The sequence below is a fragment of the Senimuribacter intestinalis genome (assembly GCF_943192965.1).
GTDB classification, from domain to species: Bacteria; Bacillota; Clostridia; order Peptostreptococcales; family Anaerovoracaceae; genus Senimuribacter; species Senimuribacter intestinalis.
Genome location: NZ_CALPCF010000007.1, coordinates 35,956 through 58,812, shown reverse-complemented (window position 1 = coordinate 58,812; position 22,857 = coordinate 35,956). Strand labels below are relative to the sequence as shown.

At 44.9% G+C, this 22,857-nt stretch carries 26 protein-coding genes and 1 tRNA gene; 23 read left to right on the top strand and 4 right to left on the bottom strand.

Annotation, left to right across the window (positions count from 1 at the left end):
* Window positions 1-167 precede the first annotated feature (167 nt).
* The 15 genes from NFR88_RS07880 to NFR88_RS07810 all read left to right on the top strand — a co-directional run bounded on the left by NFR88_RS07880 (window position 168) and on the right by NFR88_RS07810 (window position 13,796).
* Complete coding sequence (locus NFR88_RS07880; protein ID WP_243151011.1) at window positions 168-1,574, top strand: alanine/glycine:cation symporter family protein; 1,407 nt, start codon at window positions 168-170, stop codon at window positions 1,572-1,574.
* A 125-nt stretch (window positions 1,575-1,699) separates the two neighbouring features.
* On the top strand, window positions 1,700-2,683 hold the full coding sequence (locus NFR88_RS07875) for a DMT family transporter (RefSeq protein ID WP_161908569.1): 984 nt from the start codon (window positions 1,700-1,702) through the stop codon (window positions 2,681-2,683).
* Entirely contained in the window at window positions 2,667-3,230 is a 564-nt protein-coding gene (locus tag NFR88_RS07870) for a cysteine hydrolase family protein (RefSeq protein ID WP_160202505.1), read from the top strand. The genes NFR88_RS07875 and NFR88_RS07870 overlap by 17 nt, the downstream gene beginning before the upstream one ends.
* Before the next feature lie 274 nt (window positions 3,231-3,504).
* Window positions 3,505-4,149 carry a thiamine phosphate synthase gene (gene thiE, locus NFR88_RS07865; RefSeq protein ID WP_251614860.1) on the top strand — a complete coding sequence of 215 codons (645 nt, stop codon included), beginning with the start codon at window positions 3,505-3,507 and terminating at the stop codon, window positions 4,147-4,149.
* Complete coding sequence (locus tag NFR88_RS07860; RefSeq protein WP_251614857.1) at window positions 4,146-4,820, top strand: HAD family hydrolase; 675 nt, start codon at window positions 4,146-4,148, stop codon at window positions 4,818-4,820. The genes thiE and NFR88_RS07860 overlap by 4 nt, the downstream gene beginning before the upstream one ends.
* Before the next feature lie 3 nt (window positions 4,821-4,823).
* Window positions 4,824-5,609 carry a bifunctional hydroxymethylpyrimidine kinase/phosphomethylpyrimidine kinase gene (thiD, locus tag NFR88_RS07855; protein WP_251614855.1) on the top strand — a complete coding sequence of 262 codons (786 nt, stop codon included), beginning with the start codon at window positions 4,824-4,826 and terminating at the stop codon, window positions 5,607-5,609.
* A gap of 16 nt (window positions 5,610-5,625) precedes the next feature.
* Window positions 5,626-6,843 (top strand): MFS transporter, encoded by a 1,218-nt coding sequence (locus NFR88_RS07850; RefSeq protein WP_251614839.1) that lies wholly within the window; start codon window positions 5,626-5,628, stop codon window positions 6,841-6,843.
* A 13-nt stretch (window positions 6,844-6,856) separates the two neighbouring features.
* Window positions 6,857-7,462 (top strand): lactate utilization protein, encoded by a 606-nt coding sequence (locus NFR88_RS07845; protein WP_251614836.1) that lies wholly within the window; start codon window positions 6,857-6,859, stop codon window positions 7,460-7,462.
* A 15-nt stretch (window positions 7,463-7,477) separates the two neighbouring features.
* Window positions 7,478-8,437, top strand: a complete 960-nt coding sequence (gene sppA / locus NFR88_RS07840; protein WP_160202511.1) for a signal peptide peptidase SppA — start codon at window positions 7,478-7,480, stop codon at window positions 8,435-8,437.
* Window positions 8,427-9,089 carry an RDD family protein gene (locus tag NFR88_RS07835; RefSeq protein ID WP_160202512.1) on the top strand — a complete coding sequence of 221 codons (663 nt, stop codon included), beginning with the start codon at window positions 8,427-8,429 and terminating at the stop codon, window positions 9,087-9,089. The genes sppA and NFR88_RS07835 overlap by 11 nt, the downstream gene beginning before the upstream one ends.
* A 567-nt stretch (window positions 9,090-9,656) precedes the next feature.
* Window positions 9,657-10,028 carry a GntR family transcriptional regulator gene (locus tag NFR88_RS07830; RefSeq protein ID WP_160202513.1) on the top strand — a complete coding sequence of 124 codons (372 nt, stop codon included), beginning with the start codon at window positions 9,657-9,659 and terminating at the stop codon, window positions 10,026-10,028.
* A 4-nt stretch (window positions 10,029-10,032) separates the two neighbouring features.
* Window positions 10,033-10,896 (top strand): ABC transporter ATP-binding protein, encoded by an 864-nt coding sequence (locus NFR88_RS07825; RefSeq protein ID WP_160202514.1) that lies wholly within the window; start codon window positions 10,033-10,035, stop codon window positions 10,894-10,896.
* Complete coding sequence (locus tag NFR88_RS07820) at window positions 10,890-11,498, top strand: ABC-2 transporter permease (protein WP_251614833.1); 609 nt, start codon at window positions 10,890-10,892, stop codon at window positions 11,496-11,498. Before NFR88_RS07825 ends, NFR88_RS07820 begins: the two co-directional genes overlap by 7 nt.
* A 137-nt stretch (window positions 11,499-11,635) precedes the next feature.
* Window positions 11,636-12,334: a response regulator transcription factor gene (locus NFR88_RS07815; RefSeq protein ID WP_160202516.1), complete on the top strand. Its 699-nt coding sequence runs from the start codon at window positions 11,636-11,638 to the stop codon at window positions 12,332-12,334.
* A gap of 31 nt (window positions 12,335-12,365) precedes the next feature.
* Complete coding sequence (locus tag NFR88_RS07810) at window positions 12,366-13,796, top strand: HAMP domain-containing sensor histidine kinase (RefSeq protein WP_251614830.1); 1,431 nt, start codon at window positions 12,366-12,368, stop codon at window positions 13,794-13,796.
* Between the two features lie 85 nt (window positions 13,797-13,881).
* Here NFR88_RS07810 and NFR88_RS07805 read toward each other — a convergent pair whose 3' ends face one another.
* Both NFR88_RS07805 and NFR88_RS07800 read right to left on the bottom strand, forming a co-directional pair.
* Window positions 13,882-15,057, bottom strand: coding sequence for a cation diffusion facilitator family transporter (locus NFR88_RS07805; protein ID WP_251614827.1), 1,176 nt, complete (start codon window positions 15,055-15,057; stop codon window positions 13,882-13,884).
* 2 nt (window positions 15,058-15,059) lie between these two features.
* The gene (locus NFR88_RS07800) at window positions 15,060-15,320 is read right to left on the bottom strand and encodes a TIGR03905 family TSCPD domain-containing protein (RefSeq protein ID WP_160202519.1); all 261 of its coding nucleotides are present in this window, start codon (window positions 15,318-15,320) and stop codon (window positions 15,060-15,062) included.
* A gap of 139 nt (window positions 15,321-15,459) precedes the next feature.
* Between NFR88_RS07800 and NFR88_RS07795 the strand changes: the two genes are divergently transcribed.
* The 4 genes from NFR88_RS07795 to NFR88_RS07780 all read left to right on the top strand — a co-directional run bounded on the left by NFR88_RS07795 (window position 15,460) and on the right by NFR88_RS07780 (window position 17,699).
* Window positions 15,460-16,197, top strand: coding sequence for a beta/alpha barrel domain-containing protein (locus NFR88_RS07795; RefSeq protein ID WP_251614824.1), 738 nt, complete (start codon window positions 15,460-15,462; stop codon window positions 16,195-16,197).
* 397 nt (window positions 16,198-16,594) lie between these two features.
* A tRNA-Lys gene (locus NFR88_RS07790) sits at window positions 16,595-16,670 on the top strand.
* A gap of 424 nt (window positions 16,671-17,094) precedes the next feature.
* Window positions 17,095-17,334: a hypothetical protein gene (locus tag NFR88_RS07785; RefSeq protein WP_160202529.1), complete on the top strand. Its 240-nt coding sequence runs from the start codon at window positions 17,095-17,097 to the stop codon at window positions 17,332-17,334.
* A gap of 17 nt (window positions 17,335-17,351) precedes the next feature.
* Window positions 17,352-17,699: a hypothetical protein gene (locus NFR88_RS07780; RefSeq protein WP_160202530.1), complete on the top strand. Its 348-nt coding sequence runs from the start codon at window positions 17,352-17,354 to the stop codon at window positions 17,697-17,699.
* Between the two features lie 20 nt (window positions 17,700-17,719).
* Here NFR88_RS07780 and NFR88_RS07775 read toward each other — a convergent pair whose 3' ends face one another.
* Window positions 17,720-17,950, bottom strand: a complete 231-nt coding sequence (locus tag NFR88_RS07775; RefSeq protein ID WP_251614821.1) for a hypothetical protein — start codon at window positions 17,948-17,950, stop codon at window positions 17,720-17,722.
* A 123-nt stretch (window positions 17,951-18,073) separates the two neighbouring features.
* Between NFR88_RS07775 and NFR88_RS07770 the strand changes: the two genes are divergently transcribed.
* From NFR88_RS07770 to NFR88_RS07760, 3 genes are read left to right on the top strand one after another with little or no spacing between them, the layout of a single operon-like run.
* Window positions 18,074-19,210 carry an aminotransferase class V-fold PLP-dependent enzyme gene (locus NFR88_RS07770; protein WP_251614817.1) on the top strand — a complete coding sequence of 379 codons (1,137 nt, stop codon included), beginning with the start codon at window positions 18,074-18,076 and terminating at the stop codon, window positions 19,208-19,210.
* Between the two features lie 40 nt (window positions 19,211-19,250).
* Window positions 19,251-20,168 carry a ribonucleoside hydrolase RihC gene (rihC, locus tag NFR88_RS07765; protein WP_201759590.1) on the top strand — a complete coding sequence of 306 codons (918 nt, stop codon included), beginning with the start codon at window positions 19,251-19,253 and terminating at the stop codon, window positions 20,166-20,168.
* Window positions 20,165-21,049: a ribokinase gene (locus tag NFR88_RS07760; protein WP_160202533.1), complete on the top strand. Its 885-nt coding sequence runs from the start codon at window positions 20,165-20,167 to the stop codon at window positions 21,047-21,049. The genes rihC and NFR88_RS07760 overlap by 4 nt, the downstream gene beginning before the upstream one ends.
* Here the strand turns inward: NFR88_RS07760 and NFR88_RS07755 are convergent.
* Window positions 21,044-21,991, bottom strand: a complete 948-nt coding sequence (locus NFR88_RS07755; RefSeq protein ID WP_371874454.1) for an AEC family transporter — start codon at window positions 21,989-21,991, stop codon at window positions 21,044-21,046. The genes NFR88_RS07760 and NFR88_RS07755 overlap by 6 nt on opposite strands.
* A gap of 408 nt (window positions 21,992-22,399) precedes the next feature.
* Between NFR88_RS07755 and NFR88_RS07750 the strand changes: the two genes are divergently transcribed.
* Window positions 22,400-22,855, top strand: coding sequence for a hypothetical protein (locus NFR88_RS07750; RefSeq protein WP_160202534.1), 456 nt, complete (start codon window positions 22,400-22,402; stop codon window positions 22,853-22,855).
* Window positions 22,856-22,857 lie beyond the last annotated feature (2 nt).

Here is a 22,857-nt window from a genome sequence, read left to right as displayed (position 1 = left end):
ATTACCGGCAGAGGGGAGTAATTTAGCGAATTAATTAGGAAAACAAAATACAAAAAAAGAACATTTTATTGAAAGTGTTCTTTTTTTGTGATAAAATACTATCATGTATTATAGCATATAGGATAATAAATATAATTACTATTATTTACTAAAGGAGAGAACGAACAATGCAAAAAATCATGGGATCACTGGTTACGATTTCAGACGCTATTGACGGCTGGATGTACAGTAACTTGTTATTTTGGGCACTGATTGTAGCAGGCCTTTTCTTTACAATCAGAACCAAGTTTGTTCAAATCAGACTGTTTCCGGAGGGCATCAGGGTTTTAATGGAAAAAAGTCATGATGGAGGAATCTCCTCCTTTCAGGCGTTGATGATTGCAACCGCCTCTCGTGTAGGAACTGGTAATATTGCGGGGATTGCAACGGCAATCGTAGCGGGCGGTCCTGGAGCAGTATTCTGGATGTGGATTATGGCGATAGTCGGAGCAGCATCAGCTTTTATCGAATCTACCCTGGCGCAGATTTATAAGCAGAAGGACGGAGAGATTTTTAAAGGCGGTCCGGCTTACTATATAGAAAGAGCAATGAAAGCAAGATGGCTGGGTGTAATCTTTGCGATTCTTTTGATTTTGACTTTTGCTTTTGGATTTAACGGACTGCAAGCATATAATATCGCTTCTTCTTTGGAGCATTATGCCGGGGACAACTATGCTGCAGCAGCGCTGATTGTTGGCGTAATTCTGGCGGGAGTTTCTGCAATTCTGTTTTTTGGCGGCGCACAAAAAATTAGTACGGTATCTTCTGTACTGGTACCGATTATGGCTTCAGTCTATATTTTAATCGGCATTATCATTACCCTCTCTCACGTAAAAGACTTGCCAGCAATTTTCAGCATGATATTTGAGGAGGCTTTTGACTTTGAGGCAATCTTTGGCGGTTTTGCGGGTTCTTGCATGGTATGGGGCGTAAAGAGAGGTCTGTTCAGTAATGAGGCAGGTATGGGGTCTGCGCCGAATGCGGCTGCTGCAGCTGACGTCAGTCACCCGGTAAAACAGGGTCTGGTACAGGTTATTTCCGTATTTATTGATACACTGATTATCTGTACGACCACAGTATTTATCGTACTTTGCACGGGAAAGTACACTGTAGGCGGTGAGCTCAACGGTATTCCACTGGTGCAGGAGTCTGTGAAATCCATGTTCGGCGAGATTGGTGTAGGGATTATCACTGTGTCTGTTGCACTCTTTGCTTTTACATCTCTCATCGGCAATTACTTCTATGCAGAAGCTAATATTAAGTTTATCAGCGAAAGCAAGGCTTTTATGACCATCTTCCGGCTGCTGGCAGTAGTCATGGTATTTATCGGTGCCAACTCCAATCTGCAGCTGGCGTGGAATCTGGCGGATATCATCATGGGTGGTATGGCTATTGTGAACATTATTGCCATGTTCTGCTTAGGCGGTATCGCAATCCGTGCGCTGAATAATTATGTTAAACAGAGAGAAGAAGGGATAAACCCTGTATTTAAGGCGAAAGATATCGGACTGGACAATACAGACCTTTGGAAATAAACAGAAAGAATCTAAGGAGCTGCTGAGACAGCTCCTTATTTTTGCATCTGCATTCTATTGATTTTCACGCTTCGCAGGACTATAATGGTTCGGGAAGAACATTTTTGCAGGTGAGGGAGGAACCCATGGATAAGAAAAAAGGATATATTTGCATTTTTATAGCGACGATTCTATTCAGCTCTATGGAAATTGTGCTGAAAATGTCAGCGGGAGAGTTTCATCCCATTCAGATTACGATGGGAAGATTTTTTGTCGGCGGCATTGTGCTGCTGCCTTTTGCCATATCAGGACTTCGCAAGAGAAATCAGCGCATTACGGGAGCTGATATCAAATGGTTTGCAGTGCTGGGACTCATCGGTGTGCTAATCAGTATGACATGCTATCAGTTGTCGATTTTACATATTGAAGCCTCAAAGGTAGCGGTGCTGTTTAGCAGCAATCCACTTTTTGTTACTATTTTTGCAGTGATTATTTTAAAAGAAGCATTGCCAGGGCATAAGCTGATTTCAGTCATCGGGGACTTGCTGGGCGTCATCTGTATCGTGCAGCCGTGGCACCCGGGACTCAATGTGGCAGGAGTAATATTTGTTCTGCTTTCTGGGATGACCTTTGCACTTTACGGTGTGCTGGGAAAGAGTGAAAGCAGAAAGCTGGGCGGTATCGCTCTGACCTGCGGCAGTTTTTTCTTTGGAAGCATTGAGATGATGACATTTGCGGCGCTCAGTCATATTGGAGGTGTCGGCGCATTTTTGGAAGGTCACGGACTTGGCAGCTTTGTCAATATTCCGTTTCTGGAAGGATATAACATGGGAAACCTGCCGTATTTTCTGTACGTGGCGCTCTTTGTTACCGGCATGGGTTACGCCTCCTATTTCATGGCAATGGAATACGTGTCTGCCCAGGAAGCATCTATGGTATTTTTCTTTAAACCGGTGCTGGCGGCTGCGGCTGCGGCTGTAGTGCTGGGAGATGAAATCCCTCCTACTATGATGGCTGGTATTGGACTAATTCTGGCAAGTTCACTGGTTTCCATGTACGGGGATCACAAAATGCAGCAGAGACAGGAACGTGAAAAATTGGAGGACGAAGGTCATGAGTATATTTCATAAAAAAGCGGCGCTGATTGTCATCGACATGCAGAAGGCATTTGTAGAGCCGGGTGCGGCGCATTGTATTGCCGGCGCAAAAGCAACAGTGCCAGCGTGCGCAAAAGTTATCGCAGAAGCAAGAGCGGCGGGCTCGCCGGTATTTTGGGTGAGACGGCAGTATCGCCCTGACGGAAGCGATGTGGAATTTACCAGAAAAGCAGCGTGGAAAGCCGGCGGCGGTACCATGGCACCAGGCTCAACGGGCATAAATAGTGAAGAACTGGCGGAAGGGCTTATGGCAGAGCCTTCGGATTATCAGATTATTAAACCACGATGGAGCGGATTTTTTCAGACAGAGCTGGATTTAATTCTGCGTCGTCTGCAGATAGAAACAGTGGTGCTCATTGGAACCACCACGCCAAACTGCGTCAGAACCACCTGCTACGACGCTATCGCGCTAGACTACGAAACTATCATTATAGAACAATGCTGTTCTTCCCAGACGGAAGAAATTCAGAGAGCAAATATGGAAGATATGGAGCACATTGGCGCAAAGATTATTTGGTAGTATGGATAATCACATTGACCGGTTTGCTAAAATTGACAAAATCCTGAGAATTTGTCAATTCTGACAATGTTTTAGGCAGATTTTATTGACAAAATTGACAGAAAACCGATTTTTTGTCAATTTTGTCAAAAAATCGGAGAAAAACCTGCGATTTACGCAAAAATAATGGGCGAACATTGACAAAATCCAAAAAAATATATGGATTTGTCAATGTCCGCCGTGGATTGACTTAGTTATTTGCGAAACACTATACTAGCAAAGAAAGGAACAGATTATGAAACTGACCCGTGAGAACTTGCTGCTGTATGCAGTGACAGACAGACACTGGCTAGGGGAAGAAACCCTGTATGAGCAGGTAGAGAAAGCGTTGAAGGGCGGTGCCACTTTTATTCAGCTGCGAGAGAAGAATTTGGAGAGAGATGTTCTCGTCAGTGAGGCGAAAGAAATACAGACCCTTTGCAGAATTTACGGCGTGCCCTTTGTCATCAACGATTATGCGGACATTGCAGCTGAGATTGACGCTGACGGTGTTCACGTAGGTCAGAAGGATTTGGAAGGGCAGAATGTGAGAGAAATCATCGGACCTGACAAAATCCTCGGCGTTTCTGCAAAGACAGTGGAACAGGCGAAAGCGGCAGAGGCGATGGGCGCAGATTATTTGGGTGTCGGGGCGGTCTTTCAGACTGGATCAAAAGAAGAAGCTGCGGAAATCAGCCACGAAACGGTGGCAGAAATCTGCAAGGCGGTGAATATTCCGGTCATTGGAATCGGCGGCATTACCCGGGAAAATGTAGGAAAGCTTTCCGGCAGGGGTCTTTGCGGGGTGGCAGTCATCAGCGCCATTTTTGGGCAGAAAAATATCGAGGAAGCAGCTAGGGACTTGAAAGAAGAAGTGAAAGTGATGGTGGAAGGAAGATGAGTCTAAAAGGTGTCATTTTTGATGTGGACGGCGTACTTCTTGATACTATGCACGTGTGGACCGACGCAGGGGCAAGGTATTTGCAGTCTTTGGGCGTGAAAGCGGAAGCAGGTCTTGGTGACAAACTGTTTACGATGACCGTGGATATGGGTGCAGTCTACGTAAAGGAGCGGTATGCACTGGCGCAGTCTACGGAGGAAATTACGAGAGGCATTAACGGCGTAGTAGCGGGATATTATGCAGATGAAGCGGCATTTAAGCCGGGCGCGAGGCAGCTTTTGGAGAGGCTGAAGACAGAAGGAATACCTATGACGATTGCCAGCTCTACTACAGAAGACTATATCCGCACGGCATTTGACAGACTGGGCTATACGGGTTACTTTGCAGAAATTCTCAGCTGCGTCCAGTGGAAAACAAGCAAAGCGGAGCCGAAGATTTTCTTTGAAGCCATGAAAATTATGGGCACAAAGCCATCTGAAACATGGCTTTTCGAAGATGGCCTGTACTCCGTAAAAACCGCCAAAACGGCAGGGCTGAAAACGGTCGGTGTTTATGACCCGGTAAGCGAAAAAGAGCAGGCGGAGCTGTCGCAGAAGGTGGATATTTATGTAAGAACTTTGGAAGAACTTGACTTTGATAGACTTTTGGGAGTGCCTTCCCTAGAGAGGTAGCAGATGAAGAAATTTACAGCATTAACGATTGCAGGAAGCGACTGCAGCGGCGGTGCAGGCATTCAGGCAGACATTAAAACCATGACCATGAATGGGGTTTATGCCATGAGTGCTGTTACCGCGCTGACAGCACAAAATACCACCGGTGTGAGGGAGGTCATGGACATAACGCCGGCGTTTTTGGCAGCGCAGCTTGACGCCATTTTCACCGATATTTATCCCGATGGGATAAAAATCGGCATGGTTTCATCAGCCGCGCTGGTGGATGTTATCGCTGAGAAGCTAACCTTATACAAGGCAAAGCATATTGTTTTGGATCCGGTGATGGTTGCGTCCAGTGGTGCAAAACTATTGTCAGACGAGGGGATTAAAGCTCTTTGCGAACAGCTGATGCCCTTGGCGGAACTGGTTACACCCAATATTCCGGAAGCAGAGTTTTTGTGCGGAAGAAAGATCAAGACGCAGAAAGATATGGAAGCAGCAGCTCAGACAATAAAGGAAAAGTTTGGATGCAACGTTTTATTAAAGGGTGGACATCAGACGGGCGAACCCAATGATTTTCTTTTAGATAAAGATGGCAGCAGGTGGTTTTACGGGGAGCGGATAGACAACCCCAACACCCATGGTACAGGCTGCACTCTGTCCAGCGCCATTGCGGCGGGGCTGGCAAAAGGGCTGGAACTTGAAGTCGCAGTTGAACAGGCAAAAAAATACATTTCCGAAGCGCTTTCCGCTATGCTGGATTTAGGGGCAGGAAGCGGACCGATGGATCACGCCTATTGGGTTTGACAAGGAGCATTAGAAAATGAAATTTAGATTGAATTTTAGTTACGGGTGCATACACGGCACTTACTGGATGATTTACGGAATCGTCAGCAGCTTTGCGTCTGTGTTTTTGCTGGGAAGAGGCTATCTGAACACAGAAATCGGCATTATTTTAGCGGTCGCCAATGTGGTAGCGGTGGTGATTCAGCCACTGGTTGCTGATTTGGCGGATCGATCAAAGAAAATTTCAACCATCGGAATCAGCCAGATCATGACTATTATGATGATGGTGATGACGGTAGGCCTCTTTGCGCTGCAGGGAAAATCCGTGGCGCTTTCTGTGGTCTTCGTCTTGCTCATCGCCTGGCATACGGCGGTGCAGCCTTTGATTAATTCGCTTAGCTTTAAGCTTTCAGAAAGCGGTATCCACATCAATTTCGGAATTGCAAGAAGCGTAGGTTCGCTGTCTTACTCGCTATTGTGTGCGGTGCTGGGGGTGCTGGTTGCGCGCTTTGGTATTGAGGTGCTGCCTATCAGTGCGGAAATTGTCATGGCAATGATGGCGATCAGCCTTCTTATGACCAAGAGGCAGTATGACAAAGCAAAGGCCTGCGGCAAACGGGAGACGGCTGAAGAGACAGCTGCAGAAAACCTAACAGAAATGGTAGAAGTTGCAGAAGACATCAATTTACTGGAATTTATTGGAAGAAATAAGATTTTTTTCATTGCCAATATCGGTGTCATCGGGCTGTATTTCAGTAACTCGGTTATGAACAATTATCTCATGCAGATTGTGACGGAAGTTGGGGGAAACAGTGCGGATATGGGAAGAATTTTGTCGTTGATGGCGTTTTTGGAAATCCCGACTCTGGTATTCTTTGATAAGCTTCGGGCAAAATTTACTTGTCAATTCATGTTGAAAGTTGCGGCAATTGGATTTACAATAAAGATACTGATGTGCCACATCGCTGCATCGGTATCCATGATATTAGCGGCGCAAGTTTTCCAGCTTATTGCCTTTGGATTATTCCTGCCTGCCATGGTGCACTTTATCGATGAAATTATGAGCAAGGGAGAGGCAGTCAAAGGACAGTCGGTTTTTACCATGATGGTGACCATTACTACCATGCTTTCCAGCCTTGCCGGCGGTGCGATTTTGGATATCAGTGGTGCGAAAATGCTGACGCTGGTGTCTTTGATTATTACAGCAGCAGGTGCGGTCATTATTTTAGCGACAGTTGATCGAATTAAAAAATAAAGGAGTTATAGAGATGAACCTCGAAAAAACAGCGGCTTCATTTAAAGAGAAAGGCTATAAGGCGGTCATATTTTCTACAAAGGAAGAGGCAGCAGATTATCTGAACAGGGAAATTGACGGGACTTCCGTAGGAATTGGCGGTTCTATGACGATCGAAGAGATGGGGCTTTACGAAATTTTATCCTCCCATAACGATGTCTATTGGCATTGGCGGCCGGCAGGAGGGATGTCAGTAGAGGAATTGACCATCCATGCGGCAGGTGCAAAAATCTATCTGACTTCCGCCAATGGCGTCAGTGAAACGGGAGAAATGGTAAATATTGACGGCAAGGGCAATCGCCTTTCAGAAAGTCTTTATGGACATAAAAAAGTATACTTTATTGTCGGCGCCAACAAGATTATGCCAGACCTGCAGCAGGCCATAGACAGAGCCAGAAATATCGCTGCGCCGAAAAATGCCAAACGTCTTTCCTGTAATACGCCATGTGCATTAAAGAGTGACAAGTGCTATGATTGCAGCAGTCCGGAGCGAATCTGCAACGGCATGGTGATTTATTTTGGAAAAATGTTCTCCTGCGAGATGGAGATCATTCTAATAAATGAAGAATTGGGATATTAATAGAAGGGAGAAAGTATGAAAACCAAACAGACGATTGGACTGGTAGTTGCAGTGATTTTGTTCATTGTAACCGGTGTTGCCAGTGTTATGACGAATACGGTTTCAGATAGGATTTTTGACCGTGCAACAGAAAAAATTTTAAACGGTGATGTGGAATTTGTGCCGCCGGCAGGAGAGTATATCGCTATTGTAGATATTGTGGGAACTATTCAGGCGCAAAGCGATGATTTGTACGGCACGGAGGCCTATCGCCACTCTACCAACCTTAATTACATTGACAGTTTAATCGACGATTCCAATAACGAAGGGATTCTGCTCTATGTGGATTCCCCAGGAGGTACTGTCTATGAATCTCAGGAAATGTATGACAAGCTGATGGAGTATAAGAAAGAAACGGGAAGACCAGTCTATGCCTACATGGCGCATACCGGGGCCTCCGGTGCCTATATGATTTCCATGGCAGCGGACACTATTTATGCCAACCAGAATACAGTGACCGGCTCTATCGGTGTCATTATGAGCGGCTATGATTTGAGCGGCCTTTACAAAAAGCTGGGTATCAAAAACATCGCCATCACAAGCGGTGCTAATAAGGCGGCAACCTTTAACGATGAGCAGATGAAGATTTATCAGTCCCAGGTGGACGAATATTTCAGCGAATTTGTAAAAATCGTAGCTGATGGAAGAAATATGACAGAAAAAGAAGTGCGCAAGCTGGCTGACGGCAGAACCTATACTGCAAAACAGGCGGCCCAAAATGGTTTGATTGATAAAATCGCCAGCTATGAAGAGGCAAAGGAAATGGTTTCCAATACGCTGGGTGTAGATCAGTACTACCGTCTGGATTCAGCAACAGATTTCTGGACTGCACTCTTTGCAAAGGTTGAAAACCTGCTGCCGAAATCGGACAGTCAGGTACTGAAAGAAACCGCTGAAGAATTTGAAAGCGGGGTGTTTATGTATTATGTGCAGTAATACCAACTGTCAGGTGCAGGTGTACGCAGGATTCTGGGCGCGCCTTGCAGCCTACCTCATTGATATGGTGCTGGTATGGCTGGGTCAGCTGGTGGTGCGTCTGGTACTGTTTCTCAGCTTCGGCATGCTTTTGGAAAACAATCCGCTGGACAGCAGCTTCCTGTTCCAGTACTCCTTTAGAGATGGTATTTTGTACGCAGCAGGCGCTGTCTATTTTGTACTGTGCACCTACTATGCAGGAGCAACCCTTGGAAAAAAAGCGCTGAACTTAAAGGTGGTAAGTGCAGATGCGGAAAAGCTGAGTTTTGTAGATGTACTTTACAGAGAAACTATCGGCAGATTTCTGTCCTCCTTTATTCTCGGTATCGGATATATTCTGGTGGGAATTACTAACGAGAAAAAGGGACTCCACGATATTCTCTGCGACACCAGAGTGGTCTATGAGAAGAGGATACCGACCTATATTAACGGAGATATCAATAAGCGGTATCGGCAGGTTGACTCAGTGGATGTGCCAACGCCGTCTGTGCCTCCGGCATCTTCGATACCGCCGCGCGTGCCGCCAACGCCTCCGACAGGCGATATCTACGAGCGCTACATGCACGTAGATTCGAATCAGGGGCCGAAGGAGCGTAAAGAAGACGAAAAATAAGAAATTTAAAGAGGGCAGCTGTATTGACGGGTAATCACCGTTCATGCAGCGCCCTTTTTTGTTGTGGAAGGATTGGTGTGAGGACCCGCGGCCGATGTCCACTACCCAATAACTAGGGCTGTGCGCCGACAATCCTTGTTTTTTCTGTGTATATGGCGCACTACCTCAGTAAAACGCCATCTTTGGAATATTTTCCTGTATACATGGCGTGCCCCCCTTTGCGGCACGCCATGTTTTATGGTTATTTAGAGTGGTGATGGCGCGCTACCTCAATAAAACGCCATCTTTGACCTAAATTTAAAAAGAACCGGCGGATTTAGCAGTAGCTGCCCTTAGCTATCGTTCAAATCTTTAGAGTGCGCGCCATTTCGCCCTCTAAAAAGCAAGGAAGATGGCGGATTTCTTCAGGTGTACGCCATGTATACAAAAAAATCCGCCAAAGATGGCACGCAGTCGGACGAATCTGCTGTCCTCTCATTAAAATTATAAAAAAGCCTTGACAAACTGTTATAACTATATATACTGTATATATACGGTAAATCATACACCGAATCAAAGGAGGCCACCTTGGATATTATTATTAGCAATGCAAGTCAGCAGCCGATTTACGAGCAAATTTATCTGCAGATTAAGAATCAGATTATCGCCGGTATGCTTGCAGAGGGAGACGCACTGCCGTCTATTCGCTCTCTGGCGAAGGATCTTAGAATCAGCGTGATTACTACAAAAAGAGCTTATGATGAGTTGGAGCAGGAGGGGTTTATCTATACCGTAGCGGGTAAGGGTTGTTTTGTAGCAGAGCAGAACACCCAACTGATTCGAGAAAATCATCTAAAGCAGATTGAAGCTAAGATGATGGAGATTTTAAAGCTGGGAAAGGTTTGTGGTCTGACTTGTGGGCAGCTTGCTGAAATGTTGATGTTGCTGGAGGAGGAGTAAAGAGATGAGCTATGAGAATGCCATTGAACTGAAATCTGTGAGCAGAAAGCTGGACGGATTTGCCCTGGAGGATATCACTTTTAATTTGCCAAAGGGCTGTATTCTGGGTCTGATTGGGGAAAATGGCGCAGGAAAAACTACTACCATCAGGCTGATTATGAATACTTTGAAGAGAGACAGCGGAATGGTGCAGGTACTGGGGATGAATAACGAGGATGCCGGCTTTGACAGGCTGAAGGAAGAGATTGGCGTAGTTCTGGATGAGGCGACCTTTCCGGGTGTGCTCAATGCCAGTGATGTAAATAGGATTATGAAAGCCACTTATCGGAAGTGGGATGAGGAAACTTATTTTGGATATCTTACCAGACTGGGTCTGCCAAAAGAGAAAGCCTTCAAGGATTTTTCCAGAGGCATGAAGATGAAGCTTTCTATTGCGGCTGCGCTTTCTCACGACCCGAAGCTTTTGGTTTTGGATGAGGCAACCAGCGGATTAGACCCAATCGTGCGAGATGAAATTCTGGAGATTTTCTATGATTTTACCAGAGAGCCGGATCACTCTATTCTGATTTCTTCGCATATATTAAGCGACCTTGAGAAACTTTGCGACTATATTGGGTTTATCCATCAGGGAAAGCTTTTGTTCTGTAAGGAAAAGGATTTGCTTTTGGAGGAATACGGGATTTTGAAGTGCAGCAAAGAACAGTTTGCCGATGTGCCGGCTGAAGCCGTGGCAGGCATGCGCACTGGCCAGTATGGGATTACGTGTCTGGTGAAAAGAGAACTGGTCAGCGATGTTTTTATGCTGGAGAAGGCTACCATCGAGGATATTATGCTGTATATGACGAAAGGAGTGCGGGGGAAATGTTAAGGGGACTTTTAATTAAGGACAGTATGGTGCTTTTTAGACAGTTAAAGCTGTTTTTCATTTTAATGATTGGATTTGCAATAATTCAAAATGAGGCAACCAATGGGTTTGCGCTGATGTATATGACTATGCTGCCGATTACGGCACTGGCTTTTGATGAACAGTCGAGATGGGGCACTTATGCGCAGATGATGCCTTATAAGATTAGGGATATCGTAATTTCCAAGTATCTAATCGGCATGATCGGCGCAGCATTAGTTGCTGTCATCGAAATCGTTTCCTCGGCTGTATTCATGCTGGTAAGGGAAGGCAATCTGGAACTCCTCACGGAAAAACTTTTAGTTTTGCTGCTGGTATTCTGCTGCAGTTTGGTTCTAATGTCAATCAACCTGCCGATTATTTTTAAGATGGGTGCTGAAAGGGGAAGAATTTTATATATTTTAATTACGGTGGGGCTGGCATTTTTAACTGTGCACAGCATTGACCTGGAATTCTGGAATTTTAACCCGAGAATCTATCTTGTTGCTGGTGTGTGCATCTCAGCTTTAGCAGTGATTGTTTCCATGGGGATTTCCATGAAGATGTACAAAAGGAAATATCAATAGGTGGTTACTTACAGGGACTTGCGCTTGCGAGTCTCTTTTCCTTTTCTTAAAAATTCTTAAATTCTATGGGTTTTACTATATTTTTTTGTAATATCGGTATAAAATAGGAGGTGCAAAAGGGAAAGAAAGGACAGTTTATGATGCAATATAAGATTTTAGTTGTGGACGATGACCCGAATATCAGAGAGGTTTTAACCGTGCTGCTTGGCAGTGAAGGATACGTTGTCGACCAGGCCGAAAATGGAGAAATTGCACTGGAAAAGATAAAAGAACATAAGCAGGTAGACCTGGTAATATTAGACATCATGATGCCGGGTATGTCCGGTGTGGAAGTATGTGCCAAAATCAGAGAAACCTCATCGGTGCCGGTTCTATTCTTGACGGCAAAGTCTCAGGAGCAGGACAAGGTGGAGGCTTATTCTGAGGGTGGTGACGACTATCTGGTGAAACCGTTCTCACAGACGGAGCTTTTGATGAAAGTAAAATCCCTGCTTCGCAGATATAAGGAGTATTACAGCAGGTTTCCTCTTACAACGGAAGAGACCCTCGTCGGTGGAATTTCCATTGACAGCAAATCGAGAGCGGCGGTTCGAGGCGACAAAAAGATTCCGCTAACAGATAAAGAATATGATATTTTGCGCTATTTCATAGAGCACCGTGGCGAAATCGTAGAGAACAAAGACCTTTACGAAGGTGTATGGGGAGAAAAGTATCTGCCGTCTGCGGGCAATACTATTATGGTGCATGTTTTGAATCTGCGTAAAAAACTGGAAGAGGACGTAAATAAACCGAAAATCATCAAGACAGTGTGGGGAAAGGGGTACAAGGTTGAGTAAACAGAAAAAATTTGTTTCCCTTAACCTGAAAATGGCAATCGTCACTCTGATGGGAATTTTTCTGGCAATATGTATGTATTTGGTCAGCACCTGGTTTTCAAACTATATGATTAGTGTCAACTTTACCAGCGAACCGGCAATTGAGCGTAATGTCAATGCTGCTTTTGAGGACTTAGAGCAGTATATTGAGGAGCATCACGTGAAGGCGACGGATACGGATGTGCTCCGGGAGTGGGTATCTGATCAGGATTACACCTATCTTTACATATGGGACAACGAAAACGTAATGCTAGATGCAGGATGGGCGGTGACGTCTAACGAGAATACGGTAGATGAAGGAATTACAGAGGACAGCGATACACAGCTTGAGAATTATCTGCCGCAGCAGAAGGTGGCGCGAATTGAGCCGGAGTCTTTTCAGGAAGATGTAAGAAATCGAATTATTCAGTACGCAGATAAAAAGTATTATACCTATATCGATATATACAAAGAAGAAGGCTGGAGACAAATTACCGAGACTGTCAGTCTGGTTTTGAGTTTTTTGACTTTATTTCTGGTGCTGCTTTTATACCACGGGTATATAGCAAAGCGTATTATGACTCTGGCAACGGAGGTAAATATTGTCAGTGATGGAAAACTGGATCATGAAATCAAAGGCACGCGTAATGATGAAATCGGCATGCTGGCTGACGGTGTGAATGTCATGAGGGACTCCATTTTACAAAAACATCAGAGTGAAAAAGATGCGTGGGAGGCTAATAATCAGCTGATTACTTCCATGTCTCACGATATCAGAACGCCGCTGACATCCATGATAGGATATCTGGATATCATTGAAGGAAGAAAATACGAAAGCCAGGAGGACTTGGAACGATATATTGCTTCTTGCAGGGATAAGGCTTTCCAATTAAAGGATTTATCTGACAAGCTGTTTCAGTATTTTCTGGTCTTCGGAAATAAGGGAACTGACAGGGAATTGGAAGTATTCGATGCGAGTATTTTGTTTCAGCAGCTTTTATCTGAGCACAGTGCGGAGATTATCAGCTATGGATATCAGGTAGAATTCTACTTTAATATACCAGAAGTGCAGATTAGAGCGGATATTTCTGGTTTACGCAGACTATTTGATAATATTTTTTCTAACATTATGAAGTATGCAGACAAGAATGAAGTAGTCTGCATTTATGCAGAGACGGAAGCTGAGAATGTCAAGATTTTGGCGATTAACGGCATGCCTGAGGAAGCGAAGAAAGTGGAAAGCACGCGAATCGGGCTGAAGACCTGCGAAAAAATCTGCAGCGACCTTGGCGGCGATTTTTCTTACGATGAACAGGAACGTATCTTTACGGTGAGAATTCTGATTCCGACTTTGCCGGCAGAAGAGCTGGGGCAGAAAGAAGATGCGCAGGCAGACATGGAAAAAGAACAGCAACCTTCAAAAGAAGTGCTGATTGGAGAGTAAAACTGTAACGAAAAAGAGACTGAACTCAGGTACATATCAGGGCGCATGCCTTGTGAGTCAGTCTCTTTTATTGTACTTTATATTGCTACACTTGATTTACATAGTTCTTATCAAAGTTGATGACGACAAAATAGTTTTCGTCGATGGCTTTGATCGCATCTGTAAATGCCTGGTGTATTTCTTTGTTGGAAAGCTTGCAGCTTGGATTTACAACGATATCAAAGATGATGTTGGTGTGAGTCGGTCCAGGAACTACACGCAGGTCGTGGACGTTGGATATGCCGTCCAGGCTGTCTGTTACTTTTGTTGTTACTTCGTTCATTAAGGCTACTATCGGATCATCGACTTTGATTGGATCCATGTGAGCAGTAAGTACGATGTGAAGCTTTTTAGATAGCTGCCGCTCGATATTGTCCACCATGTCATGGCTTTCCATCAAATCGCCGTTTGCGTCCACCTCAATATGGATGGAAGCAAAAACTTTACCGGGACCGTAATTGTGAACGACCAAATCGTGAATGCCCAGCACGCCGTCAAAGTCTGAAGCCATTTCGCTGATAGCGGCAACCAAATCCGGGTCAGGGGCTTCCCCTAAGAGTGGGCTGGATGTTTCTTTTATGAGTCCAATACCGGACCAGATGATGAACAACGCCACAAGGACGCCCATGTATCCATCAATTTGGATATTTGCCATCTTGCCGATGATGATGCTGAAAAGCACTGCAGTGGTCGAAATTACATCGTTGCGGCTGTCTGTTCCGGTAGCAGTTAAAGCGACAGAATTGATTTTCTTACCGATTTTGATGTTGAACATTGCCTGCCAGACCTTCAAAAGAATCGCAAGGAGCAGCACGATGACCATAGACCAGCTGAACTCCAGCGGCTCCGGGTGCAGAATTTTATCTATGGAGGATTTAATCAGTTCCACACCGACTACAACGATGAGAACGGAAACAATCATACCGGTGATATATTCAATGCGGGCATGACCATAAGGATGTTCCTCATCCTCGGGCAAAGCAGAGAGTTTGAACCCCGCCAAAGTGATGACGGAGGAAGAAGCATCTGCCAGATTGTTGATACCATCTGCGATGATGGCGATACTTCCGGAAATCAGCCCTACCAGAATTTTTGCAATGCAGAGGATGGCATTGGAAATAATGCCGACTACGCTGGCAAGCTTGCCATACCCTTCTCGAACTTGCGGCTCTTTCGTATTTTCGTGATTTTTCACGAAACGTTTGCACATAAAATCGGTCATATTTAGTTGGCTTCCTCCTGGGCAATAGCGGCTTCCACTGCTTTTACCAGCTGGTCAGGACAGGACGTTGCTTTAAATCCGCAGCGAATGCCAGAAAGTGTTTCTTTCAGTTGGTCGACGGACATGCCGGAAACCAGCTTGCTGATTCCCTGTAGATTACCGTTACAGCCGCCGTGAAAAACAGCCTGTTTCAGAACTCCGTTTTCGACCTCCACATCAATATAACCGGCGCAGGTGCCTTGGGTTTTGTATCTGTAAATCATAGTAAAAAATCTCCTTTCTATATTTTATCGCAAGTATCACCAGTATAACACAATTAGGAAAAAATATGAAGAAAAAATAATTGAACATTGACGCCCTGCTGGTGTATAATTGACGTATCATTCAAGGAGGAGGTTCAGCATGGGAGAAAAAGAAATACCTAGAATTAGTGGAACGCTTAGAGCAAAATATTTACAGATACCGGAAGTCATCTGGCAGGCCAAGGGCATTGTAATCATGGGGAGAAGACTCAAGTCGGTTCTGTTTTCTACAGACATAGCTATTATCAGAAACTGTAATGCGGATGCGATTCTTGCCGTTTATCCTTTTACGCCGCAGCAGATTATCTCTGATGCAATTATCAATGCATCATCGGTGCCGGTTCTTGCAGGAATCGGCGGAGGCACAACGCAGGGCTTTCGTGCTGCTATTATGGCAAAGGACGCTGAAGCCCAGGGGGCATATGGCGTAGTTGTCAATGCACCTATGACTAATGATAATGTAGCAATGATAAAAAAAGTGATTGATATTCCAATTGTAGCAACAGTAGTCAGTGATTCAACCGACATTGATGCCAGGCTAAGAGCTGGAGCCGATATTCTCAACGTATCTGCTGCAGCAAAGACGCCGCAGCTGGTGCGCCACATTCGCAAGGATTTTCCGAAGGTGCCGATTATCGCAACAGGCGGACCGACGGATGAAACGATTCTGGAAACCATTCAGGCAGGGGCAAATACAATCAGCTATACGCCGCCGACTTCAGCGGAGATTTTTGCTGAAATGATGGTGAAATATCGCAAAATGGCAGAGGAACATCCCGAAGAGCATAAGTGCCCGGAAGGAGATTTAGAATTTTCTGAGCTGCTGGAACTGCTGTAGCTGCTGCAACTTTGGGGCGAACTCGCTGGCCGTCCAGATGGGCATTAGCTGGCCGTGCCGAAACCTGTTGTGCTGTTGTGCATAGAATCTGTGTTTTCCTCGAAAATATGCAGGTTCTTTCGACAGGCTGTGCATATTTTTGAAGAAAGTAAGGAATATATGCAGATTTATAGACCGAACGCTGGAAAGTTGACCGTATATTGACTATGAATCTGCATATTTTAAATGGTTTTCACAAATATATGCACGTGCATGTGCATATATTTGGAGGTTTTGGTGAATATATGCACTGGGGGAAAACTACGGCAGCCTGAGAAAAAAGAAAAAAGTCATTGACAAGCTATTGTAAAAGTGTTATTATATCAAATGTGCCAATGAGCACTGAACTGAATAATGTGCATCCATAGCTCAGCTGGTAGAGCACCTGACTCTTAATCAGGGTGTCCAGGGTTCGAGCCCCTGTGGGTGTACCAATAAAGAAAACAGATACCATTTGGTGTCTGTTTTTTCTTTGCCTGCAATCAAATCGCAGGGGCTCGAGATGCAAAGGATTACTACAGAGGAAGGAAAAGTCAGGAAGGTATGGCATGCGTATAAATAAAAAAATGATGATTTGGCAGTGATTGTCTAGTATAATGGAAACAAAAAGGCAGAATTTTGTCGGGGGTATGCGCCGCCCGATATTGTGGACAAAGCGTCTAAACTGGCGTATTTTACAATAAAAGACCCGGGTGGTATAGATGGCTGTCACTTGAAAGCAAAAGATATGTTACCACTTAAGTCAGATTTGTACTCCAAAATTCTTTGCTGAGCAAGCCGATAGGAAATTCCAGCGCATCATTGCAAGGCGCTAGACAAGATTTGCTAATTCGAAGTAAAATAACAGGAGAAATTTGCATGTTAAAAAAAGTAAACCAAATTACAACCATAGTAATTTATTCATTTCTCGGAGTTTTTGCCGGAAAGACAATCTTTACCTTTTGGCACTACAAAACCCGCCCGGAGCTTTATACTATGCGGTCAGCTCCATGGTACACAGAAATTTTACTTCACGGCGGACTTGTGGGCGTTGTGGTGATTATCGCTGTTTTGACGAAGAGTTTTGTCCGATGGAAGATGAAACAGGATAGAAGTTAAGGAAAAGGAGGCATACCATGTCATTTACAGAAATTTGCATTTATCAGGTGAAGCCGCAAAAGGTTGAGGAGTTTGAGGAACTCATGGCGAAGGCAGAGGACTTTCTGAAGAAGCAGGAGGGACTGCTTTTTCTTAGATTTGTAAAAAGAAATCACCGTATAGATATGGAACAAATCAGAGAAGGTTTGCCGCCCCTTGAAATCAAACGGGTTGTAAAAAGTGTAAAGTATATGCTTTACTGGGAATTTGACACCAGGGAGAACTATGGAACAGCACAGAAAAAGCTCTACGAGAGCTATTGGAAATCTATTGAGAAATGCCTGATTGCACCTCATGATAAATATTTGGGCGAGACCGTATTTTGATGTTCGGAAGGAAATGGAAATTACAGTGAATATTTACTATGGCGGTATGTATCGGACCAACCGGAGGCGCTTGAAAAAGACGCAGGGTTTATACGGGAATAATGATTTAACGATTCTTGCACCATTTTGCGAAAAAAATAAGCAAATGGTGCAGTTTTTTCTTTGGAATTAGCTAAATCTGCACCATTTGTGTCAGAATCAAGGGCAATGGTGCGGGACAAGGGGATTGCAGAATTGATTATTTCCATCATATTACAGGGACTTCCAAAAATGTGATTGGATAGACAGTGAACCTCAGCTGTATAGACGTGAAATTGCTTCACTATGGAGTACGGCAAGTGATTTTCGCACCATGAGAGCGGATTTTTTGAAAAATGGTGCAGCTACGACCGTTTGGCCCTGAAAAAGTGCACCAAGAGGGAAGTTTTGAGGGAAAATGGTGCAGAAGCGACGGTGGACGTGACAACAGCGGCAAAATCATATATAATAGTGCTAACAGAAACTGCGCGAACAGAGAGGAAGGCTATATGATTTATTTGAACAACATCGAAAAGACGATTCACAAACCGGCGGCGAGGGATTTGGACCCAGTCGGCGACCAGCAGGTGAAGGAGCTGACTGCGAAGCTGCTTCACTGCAAAAGACCAGAAAATATATATCTGACAAACGGAGGAAGTGCTGCCATAGAGACGGCGTTGCGCGCCTTTGTTCCAAGAGGTGGACATGTGATTGTCGGCGCTTTTGAGAAGGCGGATACATTGCAGGTGCTTTCCGATTTGGAGTGCAGAATCAGCAGACTGAAGGCAGACCATTGCGGCAGACTGCAGTATAGCACCCTGGGAGATTTGATTGAAGAGGATACCTGTGCGGTGGTTTGTGCCCATGGATGCAGCCTGACGGGGAATGTGGCTGACCTGGAAAGGATTTCTTCTATTGCAAGAGGGCACAAAGTCCTTGTCATTTCAGATGGCAGACTGACGGCAGGCGCAATCGATGTAAACCTTGAAAATCTAGGCGTAGATGTTTACTGCATTACCAGTGAGAAAATGCTTATGGGGGCTTCCGGTGTCGGTGGAATCTGTCTTAGAGACGGAGTGGATGAAACAGCGTTGCAGGCGCTGGCGAGCCAAATAGAAGGTCCACAGCAAAGAGCGCTGAAAACCTTTGCTGAATCAATAGAATTTATTTTGGAAACGGGCATTTACGGCATCGCAATGCTGCCCCATAGACTGGCGAAGAGATTTTTTGAATCTGCTAAAGCTATGAACTCTGTCAAAGTCCACGGTGACTACGGTCCGGGAGATAGACTGCCGACTATTTGCATTACGGCAGAGGGATTCACGGCGGAGGAAATTCGTGACTATATGAAAGAAAAAGATATTTTAATCGGCGTGGAAAACGGCGTGGCGCAGTTTTCTTTCGGCTATTTCAACACGCGGCCGCAGGTCAAAGAAACTGTGCTGCGGCTTTTGGAAATGCTGGAGATTGACGATCCATACCTGCTGCCGTAAATTACGCGGAATACAACTAAAATCCAGAAAGGAGAACCTTATGATGAACCCAAGACCGATTATTTTTGATACTGATCCGGGCATTGATGATGCAGCAGCAATTGTCATTGCCATCAGAAATCCAAGTTTAGATGTACGACTTTTGAGCACTGTAGGCGCTAATGTGGAAGTCGAGAAAACTACTGCCAACGCCCTGAAACTGACCGAGTTTTTAGATGTGGATATTCCTGTTGCCAAGGGCTGCGGGCAGCCTTTAATGCGGACGCTGGAACCGTGTCCGGAAATTCATGGGCTCACCGGAATGGACGGTTTTGATTTTCCACCGTTACAGAGAAAACCGTTGGAAAAGCACGCAGTAGAAGCTATGCGCGAGATGATTATGGCAAGCGAGGAAAAGGTTACGCTGGTGGTAATCGGCACCCACACCAATATCGCCATTTTGTTCAGACTGTATCCGGAGGTAAAAACAAAGATTGCCGAAATTGTCACCATGGGCGGAGGTCTTAGCGGAGGAAATACCAATTCTACGGCTGAATTTAATATTTATAATGATCCCCATGCGGCAGCTATTGTTTTTGAATCTGGTGTGCCTATTACCATGCTGGGGCTTAATGTGACAAGACTTGCCCTGCTTCATAGACCGGCGGCAGAGCGCATTGATAAAAGCGGTCCTGCGGGGCACATGTTGTTTTCCCTCTTTGAACATTATAGAGGTGGTAGCCTTGACACGGGACTGATTGTTCACGACGCCTGCACCATTGCATATCTTTTGCACCCGGAGTTTTTCAAAACAGAAATGATGTCTATTGAAGTTGCCACAGAAGGGGTGGCGGCAGGTACGACGGTTTCTGATTTTCGTGCCGTGCGCAATGGAGAAAAAGCAGCAAATATCAACGTCTGCACTGAGGTGGACGCAGAAAAATTTGAAAACTGGTTTGTAGAGGAGTTTTGTAGATGAAAATATTGAATTTTGGCTCTTTAAATCTGGACTATGTTTATCATGTAGAACACATGGTGACTCCTGGTGAAACTCTGGCGTCTACAAGACTTGAAACCTTTTGCGGTGGCAAGGGTCTAAATCAGTCCATCGCTCTTGCAAAAGCAGGGGCAGAGGTTTATCATGCAGGGTGCATTGGAGAGGATGGGGCTATGCTCTTGCAGGCGTTGGAGGAAGCCGGTGTGGAGACTTCATATATCAAAACCCTGCCGGGCAAAACTGGTCATGCCATCATTCAGGTGGACAAAAGCGGTCAGAACTGTATTCTACTCTATGGCGGAGCAAACCGGTTATTGACCGAGCATTACATAAACCAGGTTTTGGAATCTTTTGGAGAGGGAGACGTTTTATTGCTACAAAACGAAGTCAATCTCCTACATGTTATCATTGACAAAGCCTATGAGCGGGGCATGAAAATCATACTCAATCCGTCGCCTTTCGATGATAACTTAAAGTTTTGTGATTTCAGCAAAATTTCCATGTTTTTGCTCAACGAAGTGGAGGGAGAACAGATTACAGGAAAAAAAGAGCCTGCAGCAATTTTGCAGGAACTGGCGCGGCTGTATTCACAGGCAAAGGTGGTTTTGACCTTGGGCGGAGATGGAGCATGCTATCGCGATGAAAGTGTAGAGTGTAGACAGCCTATTTATCCGGTGGAAGTGGTGGATACGACTGCAGCAGGAGATACTTTTACGGGATATTTTATTGCGGCAATGATGGAGGGCAAAAGGGTTTCAGAATGCCTCGACCTTGCATCAAAGGCGGCTTCTATTGCCGTGGGCAGAGAGGGCGCAGCGCCTTCGATTCCCCTAAGAGATGAGGTGTCAGCGCAGCTTTTATAGCAGACCTAAAGTTTTCAGGACGAAAAGCCAGCCTGTTAGGGTAAATGCAAGGAAAAAAGTAGTCAGCATAATGGTGCTGCTGGTTAGGGTACCTTCGTGATCCATGTTTTTTGCCATGATGTAGCTGCTGACCGTGGTAGAAGAACAGCACATGATGAGGATGGAAACTAGTTTATTCCCCGTAAATCCCATGAAGACGGCAATGGGCACGACGATAAGACCTAGTCCGATTAATTTGATAAATGCGGCGAGACCCGCAGATTTAGCGCTTTTCAGCGCTTTTTTTATGTCAAAGGCGGCGCCCATGGAAAGTAATCCCAGTGGCGTAGCAAGACGACCAATATTTTCCAGTGTTCTGTCTAAAATTTGTGGCATCGGTAGATTTAAAAGTGCCCAGAATAAACCTAGCAACACGCCCCAAAGGATGGGATTTTTCAGAATGCCGATTCCGGCGGATGCCAGCCGTTTTTTGTCTAGTGTACCGTGAGCTGGTTGGAAGAAAGACAAAACCACCACTGCCATGATATTGTAAAGGGGAACTGAGCCGATGATCATCAGCGGAGCCATGCCGCTGCTTCCGTACAGATTTTGAATGAGTGCGATGCCGAGAATCGCCGCACTGCTGCGATAGGCGGCTTGAATGAATTCGCCGCGCGTGGATTTGTCTGGCAGAAGAAAGGCAATTGCGGCGGTCAACGCGATGGAGAGAGCTGTTGCGATAAAGCAAAAAAGCACAAACCTGCCGTCCCACAGGCTGTAAAAATCTTCCCTGCATAAATCATAGAAGACCAGCACCGGCAAAGCAATTTGAAAGACGAAGCTGTTCAGCTTTGCAACAAATACTTCATCGAATATCTTAAATTTTGTAAAAACCATGCCCAGCACCAGCAGTAGAAACAGAGGAATAGTCGCATTGAGACAAAAAAGTAAATTCGCCAGCATAGCAGTTGTCCTTTCTAAAAAGATTACTCCTCATTTTACGCCACTTATCAGCAAAGTGCAAGATTTTCCAATTATAATTTTTTTTATGGGTGCGCACACTAAGCCTGACAAATAAAAGGAGGGTGAAAACCATGGAAAAGAATAACCAGAAAAACAACAAGCAGAACAACAAGAATAACCAGAAGAACCAGAAGAATTCTGATCAGAGAAACAACGCAGAAAAGAACGAATATTAATCTCTGTGCAAGCGGAAAGAGTCGGATTGATCATCTCTCAAATGAAAGAGCCTGTGAATCCGGCTCTTTTTGTATGGTTTTGTGGGGAAAAAGTTGAAAAAATCGCCTATATCGTTTGCTATCGCTGGAATTTTAGTGTATAATATTATGAAGTCTATCAGGAGGAGAAGCGATGAATGCAATCGGAAAATTCGGGAATTTTATGATGAATCATCAAGTGACAATCGAGATTTTGATGGTGCTGGGTTTGGCCGTGCTTGCCGCAGTGCTGCTGATGCGGGCGACGCTGCATGCAAAGAAGAAACGACAGCTGCTTTCCGAACTCAATGATACGGTCAGCGAGATCAGCGCGGCGGTCAGCAGTCTGAAAGAAAAGAAATCCGAAGTCATATACATAGATAACAGAACAGCAGACAAAGGCACCTGCGAGGCAATCTCTCTGACAGAGAAAGCACCTTCGACAGAGCAGATTTTGACCAGGGCAGCGGAAGCAGCAGAGATGGCTGAGACGGCTGCAACTTTGGACGAGCAACAGGCACCTAAGAAGTATTTTAGTAGAGATTGCTGTGTTTCAAAAAAAGGAAAAACGTACACCATAGAAGAATTAGAAGAACAAATCAAAGAATAAAG